The 12,324-nt window shown below is 58.5% G+C and carries 11 protein-coding genes; 3 read left to right on the plus strand and 8 right to left on the minus strand.

The genetic code is table 11. The features are described from left to right. Positions 1 to 324 precede the first annotated feature (324 nt). Positions 325 to 528 carry a hypothetical protein gene (locus AB3U87_RS07255; protein WP_253455853.1) on the plus strand — a complete coding sequence of 68 codons (204 nt, stop codon included), beginning with the start codon at positions 325 to 327 and terminating at the stop codon, positions 526 to 528. 6 nt (positions 529 to 534) lie between these two features. Here AB3U87_RS07255 and yjfP read toward each other — a convergent pair whose 3' ends face one another. Continuing rightward, entirely contained in the window at positions 535 to 1,284 is a 750-nt protein-coding gene (gene yjfP, locus AB3U87_RS07260; RefSeq protein WP_253455855.1) for an esterase, read from the minus strand. A gap of 175 nt (positions 1,285 to 1,459) precedes the next feature. On the opposite strand from yjfP, the gene AB3U87_RS07265 reads away from it, so the two are divergent. Together AB3U87_RS07265 and bsmA are read left to right on the plus strand one after the other, a co-directional pair. After that, a complete protein-coding gene (locus tag AB3U87_RS07265; protein ID WP_301730300.1) occupies positions 1,460 to 3,394 on the plus strand; it encodes a methyl-accepting chemotaxis protein in 1,935 nt (644 codons plus the stop codon). Positions 3,395 to 3,442: 48 nt separating this feature from the next. Continuing rightward, positions 3,443 to 3,766, plus strand: coding sequence for a biofilm peroxide resistance protein BsmA (bsmA, locus tag AB3U87_RS07270; protein ID WP_394148780.1), 324 nt, complete (start codon positions 3,443 to 3,445; stop codon positions 3,764 to 3,766). Here bsmA and AB3U87_RS07275 read toward each other — a convergent pair. From AB3U87_RS07275 to AB3U87_RS07305, 7 genes are all read right to left on the minus strand, one after another. Next, positions 3,740 to 5,347, minus strand: coding sequence for an isovaleryl-CoA dehydrogenase (locus tag AB3U87_RS07275; RefSeq protein ID WP_394148781.1), 1,608 nt, complete (start codon positions 5,345 to 5,347; stop codon positions 3,740 to 3,742). The two genes, bsmA and AB3U87_RS07275, sit on opposite strands and share 27 nt — an antisense overlap. Before the next feature lie 100 nt (positions 5,348 to 5,447). Then, a complete protein-coding gene (gene rlmB, locus AB3U87_RS07280; protein WP_253455864.1) occupies positions 5,448 to 6,182 on the minus strand; it encodes a 23S rRNA (guanosine(2251)-2'-O)-methyltransferase RlmB in 735 nt (244 codons plus the stop codon). A gap of 68 nt (positions 6,183 to 6,250) precedes the next feature. Next, entirely contained in the window at positions 6,251 to 8,704 is a 2,454-nt protein-coding gene (gene rnr, locus AB3U87_RS07285; protein ID WP_394148782.1) for a ribonuclease R, read from the minus strand. 19 nt (positions 8,705 to 8,723) lie between these two features. Continuing rightward, complete coding sequence (gene nsrR / locus AB3U87_RS07290; protein ID WP_253455868.1) at positions 8,724 to 9,167, minus strand: nitric oxide-sensing transcriptional repressor NsrR; 444 nt, start codon at positions 9,165 to 9,167, stop codon at positions 8,724 to 8,726. A 186-nt stretch (positions 9,168 to 9,353) separates the two neighbouring features. Beyond that, positions 9,354 to 10,652, minus strand: coding sequence for an adenylosuccinate synthase (locus AB3U87_RS07295; RefSeq protein WP_253455869.1), 1,299 nt, complete (start codon positions 10,650 to 10,652; stop codon positions 9,354 to 9,356). 131 nt (positions 10,653 to 10,783) lie between these two features. Continuing rightward, positions 10,784 to 10,984 (minus strand): DUF2065 domain-containing protein, encoded by a 201-nt coding sequence (locus tag AB3U87_RS07300; RefSeq protein WP_125290314.1) that lies wholly within the window; start codon positions 10,982 to 10,984, stop codon positions 10,784 to 10,786. Positions 10,985 to 11,070: 86 nt separating this feature from the next. Then, on the minus strand, positions 11,071 to 12,312 hold the full coding sequence (locus tag AB3U87_RS07305) for an alginate export family protein (protein ID WP_394148783.1): 1,242 nt from the start codon (positions 12,310 to 12,312) through the stop codon (positions 11,071 to 11,073). Positions 12,313 to 12,324: the final 12 nt, after the last annotated feature.

Below are 12,324 nucleotides of genomic sequence, written 5' to 3' on the forward strand. Positions count from 1 at the left end.
AGGAACGTTATAAGCCGTGACCTGACAACTATCGGGTCACAACCTGAGAATGCGGCTGAAAAATTGACGCGTAATCATACTGGCGGCGGGGGGGAAACTCAAGGTAAAGTCGCGGCCTGATGTAAATTATTTGTCAGCCTGAGCCAGGCTGCGGTGGGAAGCGAAAGGGATCAGGCAATTAGCCTGTTTTTTCGCCCCTAAAGCGCGACGGTAAAAAGCAAGAATTACTAATACACTTTATCGCGAACGGCGCTAAACTTACAGGGTGAAGACAAGACCCTGACGCCCGGCGTCAGATTTGTTACCTGATTGTGGAGTTGAATCATGAAAACCATCGCAATCGCCACCTTACTCGGACTCGCCCTTTCCACCCCCGCCCTTGCCGATACCGACTGTGGGCAGAGCGTAGCCAGCCAGGCGGCGAACAGCTACGTCTATGTAAACCGTATCGATTCGCCAACGGGACAGATGACGGACAAGCCTTTGGTGACGATCCCCGCTGCGCAACGACTGGCGCAGCAGCTGTGATCCCGTCTACAAATGACGTTTGAAAAATGCTGTCGTGGCTTCCAGCGCCGACGGCGTGATGCGATGCCCGATGCCCTGCTCCGTGAGAAACGTCAGCCCGGCATCGAGCTTCGCTTCTCTTAACGCTTTTTCCAGCCGCACGCTCTCTGCCACCGGTACCATCTCATCCGCTTCACCATGCCAAATCAGCAGCGGCCGATCGGCAATTTTCTCCAGCTGCCGACTGATATCATAATCCGCCAGCGGCGCCATTCGCTGAGCAAAAGCCTGCGCCTGCTCAGGCGTATGCACGGCCAGCGGCGGAAACAGCGTGTGGGACAGCGACATATAATAGCCCGACCCCATCAGGCAGGCGACGCTGGTAAAACAGGGGTAGCGCGCCATCGCGCCCAGCGCGGTCATGCCGCCCATTGAGGCACCCGCCGCCGCAAGGCGCGTACCCTCAATCAAATTCTGCTGCCGCAGCGAGGCTATAAGCTGCGGTACTTCATCAATATTGCTTTTCAGGATTTCCCAGAAGTGGGACAGGCGATATTCGCTATCGCCGTTATAGCGCGCGCCGTGCATATCCGCGTCGGGCAGGATCACGCGAAAGCCCGCCAGCGCCAGCGCCACGCCGAAATAGCTATAGACTTCTTTCGACGAGGTAAACCCGTGATAAAAAAGGATAGTAGGCAGCGGCTCGTCTCTTTTGCCTGTCGGCGCGGCGTGCAGACATTCAATCCCCGCAAAAAATTCCGTACTGACTTCAATCATCACTTTCCCCTTAAGTCGTTGCGCTGCAGGCTACAAATGCAAATAGCCAGCTAATCATGCTGTTATTTGAGTTTATTGCTTATTTAATTGATCTGCATGCTGAAGCGCTCACTAAATATTTTCTTTTTCCAGCCGTTAACCGTTATGACCCCCCTCTTTTAATACAGGCTATTTTATGAAATTTCTCGCATTTGGGCGCTGGAGCCTCGGCGTTAAGCTGTCGGTAATAACCTCGCTAAGCGTAGCCGCATTATTTTTAGTTTTAACGCTGGCGCTGACCAATAACGCGTCGAATCAAATGCAGGCATTAACGCTGGAAAATATGGAAAACCAGGTCGACGGTATCGGCGATATGGCCACCATGTTCAACAGCACGCTGAGGGAAGAAGTTGCTAACTATACCGCGCTTTTTCAAAGCTTTTTGCCGAAGCAGTTCTCCATCGATCCTGGCGAACGCGTAACGATTGGGGCCGAACAGGCGCCAGTCCTGCGTGCGGGGCTAAAAACGCTGAATCTGGACGAAAGCCTGGTGGATGATTTTCTGGCGCGCACCGGCGCTATCTCGACCGTTTTCGTGCGTACCGGCGACGATTTCCTGCGCGTGTCGACCTCGCTACGCAAAGAGAATGGCGAGCGTGCTATCGGCACCCGGCTGGATCGCGCCAGCCCGGCCTGGAAAATGGCGCAGCAGGGCCAGATCTTCCAGGGCGTCGCCATGCTGTTTGGCAAACGCTATATCACGCAGTATCAGCCGGTAAAAGACGCCAGCGGACAGGTGGTCGGCATTCTGTTTGTCGGCGTGGATATTACCAAACAGTACGCGTTGATTAGAGAAAAAGTGCTGGTGAAAAAGCTGGGCGAAAGCGGTCACTTCTCCGTGCTGAGCGATGCCGCAGGCAAAACACGCGGCCAGTATGTCTTCCATCCTGAACGCGAAGGCCAGCTGCCGGCCTGGCCGGAAGCCACCCGCCAGCTGCTGCTGAGCCAGACTTCTGGCAAGGTGGAAGTCAAAGACGCCAACGGCGAAACGCAGATCATGGCCTGGCATCATCTGCCAGACTGGCACTGGATAATTCTGGGCGAAGTCAATAAAGCCAGCCTGCTGGCGCCGATCCAACATACCCGCAATCTGTTCCTGACGCTGGGCGCCGCGCTGGTTGCGCTGTTCGCGCTGGGCTTTATCACCACCACGCATCGTTGGATAAGCAGGCCGCTACAGCAGGTCATCGAGCTGGCCGAGCACTACTCTGCCGGTAATTTGCAGGCCACGCTGGAAACCCGGCGCCATGATGAAGTGGGCAAGCTGATCGTCGCGATCAACGGTATCGGCGACGGCCTGGATCGTATCGTGTCTCAGGTTCGTGAAGCCGCTCAGGAGATCAGCAGCGGAACGGATGCTATCGCCTCCAGCAGCGAAAACATCAGCGAGCAGATCACGCGTCAGGCGGCCAGCGTGGAAGAAACCTCTGCCAGCATGGAGCAGCTGAGCGCTACCGTGGCGCAAAACGCCGCTAACGTTTCCCAGGCGTTGACGCTGGTAGGCGAAGCGGCGGCGGCGGTCGGTAAAGGCGGCGAAACGGTGACGCGTTCCGTGACGACCATGACCGACATCAAGAGCGCTTCACAGAGCATTGCCGATATTACTCAGGTAATTGAATCTATTGCTTTCCAGACCAATATCCTGGCGCTGAACGCCGCAGTGGAAGCGGCGCGCGCGGGCGAGCACGGTAAAGGCTTTGCGGTGGTGGCGGCGGAAGTTCGCGCGCTGGCGCAGCGCAGCGCCACGGCGGCCAAAGAGATTGACGGCCTGATTGAAAACTCGCTCAGCAAAGTGGTACAGGGCCACAATCTGTCCGAGCAGACGCGCCAGTCAATGGAGGATATCGTTGGCCGTATCGAGCAGGTGAAAGTGCTGATGAGCGAAATCAACGTTGCGTCTAAAGAGCAGTCGGCGGGCATTGGCCAGGTCAATATTGCCATGAACCAGATTGGCCAGGCGACGCACGAAAGCACCGAGCTGGTTGCCACCTCAGAGCTGACCGCGCAAGAACTGAGCCGCAAAGGCCATCACCTGACCGCTCTGGTGCAGGTTTTCCGCGTCAAGGCATAAAGCATCGGGATAGCTTACACTTCAGGCAGTCCATCAAGAGGAGTGCTTATGTCCAGGTTATCCCTGTTTTTCGTGCTGCTGCTTACGGGCTGTAGCCTGACCCAAACCACGCCGCAGCCGCCCCCGCCGGTACAGGCGCAGGCGCAGGAGATCACGCGCGCGCAGAGCATGACGCTGACGCGGCTCGGCACCGTCAGCGTGTCGGTACGCGGCTCGCCGGACGATGCCGCGCGGGCTATTGCCGCTAAAGCCAACGAGGCGGGCGCGAAGTATTACGTCATCCAGATGGTCAGCGAAACGGTCATGCCGGGCCGCTGGTATTCAACGGCGGTGCTTTATGGGCCGTCAGCTAGTGCCGGTGGCGCGCAGTAGCAAACGCTGACAGACTTTTTCCGACAGCGGCGCCGGCCCGCGCAGCTGTCGGCACCAGGCGTCGGCTATGCAGGGTTCCAGCTGCCTCATGACCTGCACGCCGCAGGCCAGGTTGAACAGGCTTTCGCAGATCGCACGCGCCTGGGCTTCCTGCGGATGGCGCAGCAGCAGCTTTAACTGGCGCCAGGCACTGTCGAAGTAGCGGCTTTGCCCTTTCACCGCCTCAAACTCTCTGGCCAGCAGCTCCATGGCGGCTGGCTGCTTACTCAGCACGCGCAATACGTCCAGGCACATCACGTTACCGGCACCTTCCCAGATGCTGTTAACCGGCATTTCACGATAGAGCCTCGGCAGCTCGCTCTCCTCGCAGTAGCCAATACCGCCCAGCATTTCCATCGCCTCCGCGACAAAGCTGATGCCGCGTCTGCACACCACATATTTCGCCGCAGGCGTAAACAGTCGGCTGAAGAGTTTGCCCGCTTCACCGCTTTCCGCCGACCATGCGCCGGCCAGCCGCAGCAGCATCGCCGTCTGCCCTTCCAGTAGCAGGGCCTGCGAACAGAGCTGCTGACGCATCAGCGGCTGATCGATCAGGCTTTTGCCCTGCACCTGACGCTGATGGCAATGATAAAGCGCAATGGAAAACGCGCGGCGCATCATCGCATGGCTCGCCAGCGCGCAGTCAAAACGGGTATAGCCGCCCATTTTTAAAATCTGCCGGACGCCTTCGCCCTCTTCGCCAATCAGCCAGCCGCTGGCCGCAAAGAACTCCGCTTCGCTGCTGGCATTGGACCGATTGCCCAGCTTGTCCTTCAGCCGCTCCAGATGCACGGCATTACGGCTGCCGTCCGGCAGCAGGCGCGGCAGGAAAAAGCAGGAAAGCCCGCCTTTGGCCTGCGCCAGCACCAGATGCGCATCGCTTTGCGGCACTGAAAAAAACCATTTATGGCCGGTGAGCCGGTATTCGCCGTTGCCCACGGGTTCGGCGCGTGTGGTGTTGCTCAGCACATCGGTGCCGCCCTGTTTTTCAGTCATGCCCATGCCGATAAGCAGCCCGCGCTTGTGCTCGCCCGGCTGCAAATGCGGATCGTAACGGTCGGAAAGCAGCGGCGTAAGCCAGCCGCTAAAAGGCGCAGGTAAATGGGATTTCAGCAGCGGAATAGCGCCGAAAGTCATGGTGACAGGGCAAAGCGTGCCTGCTTCCACCTGGGCGTGCAGGATAAAGCGGGCGGCCCGCGCGACAAAGGCTGCGGGCGGCGCATTCTCCTGCCACGGCAGGTTATGCACGCGGTTGCTGCACAGCCCCTGCATCAGCAGATGCCAGGCGGGATGAAAGCGCAGATCGTCCAGCCGTTCGCCTACAGCATCGTAGCGCAGCAGCTCCGGCGGATAGCTGTTGGCCAGCCTGCCCAGCTCTGACGACTCGGCGCTGCCCAGCTGCTGCCCGACGGACGCCAACAGATCGTTGTCCCAGCCCGCGCCTTCGCGCAGCACGGCCTCGCGCAGCGGCGTATCGGAAAGAAAAAGATTGCTGTTGGTCAGCGGACGGGGCTGATTAAAGACGTGGTGGGTACGGTTCATCCTGACCTCCTTCTGTAGGCACACACTCAGTATGCAAAAGAGGACGGCGCAGGCGAGGAGCAGAGAGGGATTTCGGGGCGCGGATCACGCCCCGGCGTGATTATTTCGCGCGCTGACGCACGGCCTCAAACAGGCAGATGCCGGTAGCAACCGATACGTTCAGCGAGGAAACGCTGCCCGCCATAGGAATGCTGATTAGCTCGTCGCAGTGTTCACGGGTCAGACGACGCATGCCTTCGCCTTCCGCGCCCATCACCAGCGCCATCGGGCCGGTCATTTTGCTCTGGTACAGCGTATGATCGGCTTCACCCGCCGTGCCGACGATCCAGACGTTGGCTTCCTGGAGCATACGCATCGTGCGCGCCAGGTTGGTGACGCGGATCAGCGGGACGTTTTCCGCCGCGCCGCTGGCCACTTTTTTCGCCGTGGCGTTCAGCTGAGCGGAGCGATCTTTCGGCACGATCACCGCATGAACGCCAGCCGCATCGGCGCTGCGCAGGCAGGCGCCCAGGTTATGCGGATCGGTTACGCCGTCCAGGATCAGCAGGAAAGGTTTCTCCAGCTTTTCCAGCAGATCCGGCAGATCGTTTTCCTGATACTGGCGGCCGGCTTTGACACGCGCCACGATCCCCTGATGCACGCCGCCCTCGACCTGGCTGTCCAGCCACTGACGGCTGGCGACCTGGATCACGATGCCCTGCGCTTCCAGCGCCTTCACTACCGGCTGCAGACGGCGATCGTCACGGCCTTTAAGGATAAACACTTCCTGAAAGCGCTGCGGATCGCTGTCAAGCAGCGCCTGCACGGCATGGAGTCCAAAAACTATTTCACTCATTCACTGTTACTCAACTGGTCGTTACATGCCGCATCCGGGATGCGGCGAGGTTATGCGTCTGCCTGCCTTCAGGATGCGGGCGTATCGGTCTTTTTCGCGGCGCGTTTGGAACGCGTCGCGGCGGCGATTTTACGGCTTTTATCCGACGGCTTGCGCGGTTTTTTCTCGGTTTTCGCGCCGTCTGCCGCACCGGCCTTGCTTTTGCCGTTGCGGAAGGCGCTGTCCGGCTCGAAGTTCACCTTTTTGCCCTGGTCGCGACGGCGTTTGCCGCTGTGCTGGGCGGCGGGTTTCTTCGCCCGATCGCGCTCGGTTTTGCCTTCGCCACGCGGTTTGCGCGCGCTTGAAATAAGCGCGAAGTCAATTTTGCGCTCGTCCATATGTACCGCGTCCACGCGCACTTCAACCGTATCACCCAGGCGATAGGATTTGCCGCCGGACTCGCCAACCAGGCGCTGCCCGATGGCGTCAAAGCGGTAGTAGTCGTTGTCCAGCGTGGAAACATGCACCAGCCCGTCGATAAACAGATCGTTTAAGCGGACGAAGAAGCCGAAGCCGGTAACGCTGGAGATCACGCCGGTAAAGGTTTCGCCCACCTGATCCTGCATAAAGTCGCACTTCAGCCAGTCGGCTACGTCACGCGTCGCTTCGTCCGCACGGCGTTCGGTCATTGAGCAGTGCTGACCAAATTGCAGCATCTGCTGCATTTCATAGTGATAGCCACCGGTCGGCGTGGTGTTGCCCTGCAGCGTGTTGTTCTCTTTCGCCAGCAGATATTTGATAGCGCGATGCAGCAGCAGATCGGGATAACGACGGATTGGCGACGTGAAGTGCGCATAGGACGCCAGCGCCAGGCCGAAGTGGCCACGGTTTTCCGGGTCGTACACCGCCTGCTTCATCGAGCGCAGCAGCATGGTTTGCAGCATTTCGGCATCGGGACGCGAAGAGATCTGCGTCAGCAGCTCGGCGTAATCCAGCGGATGCGGCTTGTTGCCGCCGCCCAGCGTCAGGCCCAGCTCGTTCAGCACGGAACGGAAGCTTTTGATGTTTTCTTCACTTGGACGATCGTGATCGCGGAACAGCGCCGGCTCGTGGTTTTTCTCCACAAAGCGCGCCGAAGCGATGTTCGCCAGGATCATGCACTCTTCAATCAGCTTGTGGGCGTCGTTGCGCGCCACCTGCTCAACGCGCTCGATACGGCGATCGGCGTTGAAGATAAATTTGGCTTCGTCGGTTTCAAAGGAGATACCGCCGCGCTGCTCGCGCGCTTTTTCCAGCACCAGATACATGCGGTGCAGCTCTTCCAGATCCTTCACCAGCGGCTGGTACTGTTCGCGCAGCTCCTGATTGCCCTGCAGGATGCTCCAGACCTTGTTATAGGTCAGGCGCGCCCAGGAGTTCATGACCGCTTCGTAATGCTTGTAGCCGGTCAGCTTGCCGGTGGCGGAGATGGTCATTTCACAGACCATACAGAGGCGATCCACCTGCGGGTTCAGCGAGCAAAGCCCGTTGGACAGCACTTCCGGCAGCATTGGTACCACCTGCGACGGGAAATAGACCGAGGTGCCGCGGTTAACCGCTTCGTCATCCAGCGGCGTGCCCGGACGAACGTAATAGCTGACGTCGGCGATAGCTACCCATAAGCGCCAGCCGCCGCCGCGTTTTCTTTCGCAGAAGACGGCGTCATCAAAGTCGCGGGCGTCTTCGCCGTCAATGGTGACCAGCGGCAGATCGCGCAGATCTACGCGGCCCGCTTTGGCTTCTTCCGGCACTTCTTCCTTCAGCTGGGCGATCTGGCGCTCCAGCGCTTCCGGCCAGACGTGAGGAATATCGTGGGTACGCAGCGCCATTTCGACAGCCATGCCGGTACCCATATTGTCGCCGAGCACTTCCACCACTTTACCGATAGCCTTGCTGCGACGGGTAGGACGCTGCATCAGCTCCACCACCACCACATAGCCCATACGGGCGTTCATCAGCTCTTCCGGCGGGATCAGGATATCAAAGCTCAGTCGGCTGTCGTCCGGCACCACAAAGCCGACGCCGGCTTCGGTAAAGTAGCGGCCAACAATCTGGTTATTACGCGGCTCCAGCACGCGCACTACGCGCGCTTCACGGCGGCCTTTGCGATCGGCGCCCATTGCCTGGGCCAGGATCACATCGCCGTGCATACACATCTTCATCTGCTCGGCAGAGAGATAAAGATCGTCTTTGCTGCCCTCGGCACGCAAAAAGCCAAAGCCGTCGCGATGGCCGATAACCTTGCCGCGCAGCAGATCGAGACGCTCCGGCAGCGCATAGCACTGGCGACGAGTGAACACTAACTGTCCGTCGCGCTCCATCGCGCGCAGGCGGCGGCGCAGCGCTTCGGTTTGCTCTTCGCCAGAGATAGAAAGTTCATCCGCCAGCTCTTCACGGCTGGCGGGCTTTTCGCGTTTATCTAAATGGGAAAGGATAAATTCGCGGCTGGGAATGGGGTTCTCATATTTTTCAGCTTCCCGTTCCTTAAATGGATCTTTTGACATAGCGGTTCCTCCGTTGTCATCAGCTGCGGAAAGAGGGTTGCTCAATTCGCAGCAATTGGTAGAGCGGATGGTTGTCGGTAACCAAATCGGCCAGCGTGTAGCCGTCCAGCACGGCGAGAAAACACTGTACGGCCTCGTGCAGCGCCGTTTTCAGGCGGCAGGCCGGGGTGATGTGGCAAAAGTCACTGTGGCAGTTCACCAGCTGGAGCGGCTCCATATCGCGGACGACCTGGCCTATCACGATCTCGCTGGCCGGTTTACCCAACCGGATGCCGCCGTTTTTGCCCCGTACCGCAGCGACATAGCCTGCCCGACTCAGCTGATTGATAATCTTAACCATATGATTACGCGAGACGCCGTAAGCCCCGGTGACTTCCGTGATGCTGGTCATCCTGCCTGCGGGCAGCGCGGCCAGAAAAATCAGCGCGCGTAAACCATAATCAGTGAAACTTGTTAGCTGCACGGTTACCTCAACGGCACGGCGCTAAACGCGCCAGCAATCCGCTCAAAAATGAGTGTGTTGTCAATGATGATAAACCAGCCTTCGCATTCGAGGCCATTTTATTTCAGTAAGCGCTGATAAAGAGAGGGCGGGACGAGAGAGCGGGAGAGGAAATCAGGCCGGATATTGTCCGGCCTGGCTAACATCTTATGCGTCAAAAGGGTCACGCAGGATCATCGTCTCGCTACGGTCAGGACCGGTAGAGATGATGTCTACCGGCACGCCGGTCACTTCTTCAACGCGCTTGATATAGTTGCGCGCCGCCTGCGGCAGGCCTTCCAGCGTTTTCACGCCAAAGGTAGTTTCGCTCCAGCCCGGCAGGGTTTCATAAATCGGCTCAATGCCTTCCCAGCCTTCTGCTGCCAGCGGCGTGGTGGTCACTTCGCGGCCGTCCGGCATACGGTAAGCGACGCAGATTTTAACTTCTTTCAGGCCATCCAGCACGTCCAGCTTGGTCATGCAGAAACCAGACAGCGAGTTGATCTGCACCGCGCGACGCACGGCAACCGCATCCAGCCAGCCGGTACGACGACGACGGCCGGTAGTGGCGCCGAACTCGTTACCCTGCTTGCACAGGAATTCGCCGGTTTCGTCGAACAGCTCGGTCGGGAACGGGCCTGCGCCAACGCGGGTGGAATAGGCTTTCACGATGCCCAGCACGTAATCCACATAGCGTGGGCCCAGACCGGAACCTGTCGCTACGCCGCCCGCGGTGGTGTTAGAAGAAGTTACGTACGGATAGGTGCCGTGATCGATGTCCAGCAGCGTGCCCTGCGCGCCTTCAAACATGATCAGGTCACCGTTTTTACGCGCGCCGTCCAGCAGTTCGGAAACGTCCACCACCATGCCGGTCAGGATATCGGCAATGGCCATGATATCGTTCAGCACTTTGTCGTAGTCGACCGCTTCTTCTTTGTAGTAGTTCACCAGCTGGAAGTTATGGTACTCCATCACTTCTTTCAGCTTGGCCGCAAAGGTTTCTTTATTGAAAAGGTCGCCAACGCGCAGACCGCGACGGGCAACTTTGTCTTCATAGGCTGGGCCGATGCCGCGACCGGTGGTGCCGATCGCTTTGGCGCCGCGCGCTTTTTCACGCGCCACGTCCAGCGCGACGTGATATTCCAGGATCAGCGGGCAGGCTTCGGAGATAAACAGGCGGTCGCGTACCGGAAAGCCGCGATCTTCCAGACCCTTCATCTCTTTCATCAGCGCGGCCGGTGAAAGCACCACACCGTTGCCGATGATGCTGGTTACGTTTTCACGCAGAATACCAGAGGGAATTAAATGGAGGACGGTTTTTTCACCGTTGATGACCAGCGTGTGGCCCGCGTTATGACCACCCTGATAGCGAACCACGTATTTCGCACGTTCGGTCAGCAGGTCAACAATCTTTCCTTTACCTTCGTCACCCCATTGGGTGCCCAGTACGACGACGTTCTTACCCATTTCTAAAATCACCGATTGCTTAAAAATGGATTCTACCACCGTAAAACACGTCTTTCAGCTCTTTTAGCACACGTTTGCGTACTTTTTTCCCCGTCGCGCGGTCCGGTGCCGACGGGCGCTTTTTCGTACCGTTATCCGCCGCCGTGGACGCTGACGCTATACCAGATCACCAGGCCGGCGACCACCAGCCCGCCGCCGAAACGACGCAGTAATCGGTCGGGAACCTGCGCCATCGTGAGGATCAAACGCCGCCAGATACGCGGCAGCAGCATCGGGCCAATCCCTTCTAAAATCAGCACTAATGCCAGCGCTAACCAAACATTTGCATTCATAAATGACGATCCGGAAAAAAGAGCCGTAGTATGCCACGGCTTTTTACCGGTTTGGCCGGGAAAATGAAAGAAATCATGTTAAAGCGCTAAAACTGTATTCCCGCTTTCAGCCACCACGAGCTGGCGCTGCTGGCGTGCTCGCTGCGTTGCCCTGAACCGTTATAAAAGCGGGACGAAGGCGCAAACCAGGCGGCGCTGGCCTCTATTCGGATATGCGGCGATGCTCGCCAGCCCGCCACGATATCCAGCGCCGATCCCAGCTTTTTCGTGCTCAGACGATCGTATTTAGCCTGCAGCGCCGTACTGTTTTTGACCTGCTGGCCCAGGCGATCCTGACGGTAGTAATGGCCGATAACATCAAGCGAAAGACGGTCAGTGATATTCACACCCACGCCTGCGGTGAGGATATGGATATTGCTCAGTTCAGGATCGAGCGTGTCGCCATAGATTTTATATTTCGCCAGGCCGCCGAACCGGGCCTCGTTCCCCTGTAATCCGGTCTGTCGATAGCGCCTGGAAATGTTATCGCCATCGCGGTCGCCGCTGCCCCAGGCGTAGCCCAGCGTCAGCCGGGGACGTAACGCTATCTGTTTAAAGGTCAGCGTGACGCCGCCGTCCAGCGCATAGCCCCGCAACGCCTGCCGCGCTTTTTGCCCGCGTACCGCGCCGATATCCAGCCAGTGGCTGACCGGTGCCTGCGGAGGCGACCAGGATCGCAGCCCCATGTTGAGCTGCCTGTCGCCTTCTGCGGCGCGATTATACTGCCAGAAGCTATAGCCGCCGACTCGCCACTGTGGGTTGATCCCGTAACGAGAGAACAGCATCAGCAGCGTGGTCTTATCGCCGCGCGTGTGGCTATCCAGCAGGTTTCGCTGCCAGTAATTGACGCGTCCCACGCCTACTGCCGTTTTTAGCGCATCGCCAAAGCGCGCATGGACGCCATCCACGTTTTCATCAACCAGCCATTCCCGCTCGTCGCGCAGCAGCCAGCGCCCCAGCCGCAGTTCGGTTTCCGGCAGCAGCAGGTTATCAACACGCAGCCAGAGCTGGTTGAAGTTCAGCGTATCGGTGGTATTGCCGCCGCTTCCCGTCTGGCGCTTTCGTTTCTGGATCAGCTCCAGCTCGCTGAAAAAAGAGACCGGCTCGTCTTTAAATCCCCGCACGTTCAGCCGCAGCGTCGGCTCGGTTTCTGTTTGATTGCTGCGATCTTCGCCATATCTGAGCTTGCTGTTCTGCAGCGTTTTCGCCTCGTAAATCGCCCGCCAGTGAAAGCTGACCGGCTCTGCCTGCGCCTCGGCCGGGTAAAAATGCGGCAATACTATAAGCACAAGCACGCCGCG

Origin of the sequence: Erwinia plantamica, assembly GCF_043420595.1 — a bacterium.
Lineage (GTDB): Bacteria > Pseudomonadota > Gammaproteobacteria > Enterobacterales > Enterobacteriaceae > Erwinia > Erwinia aeris.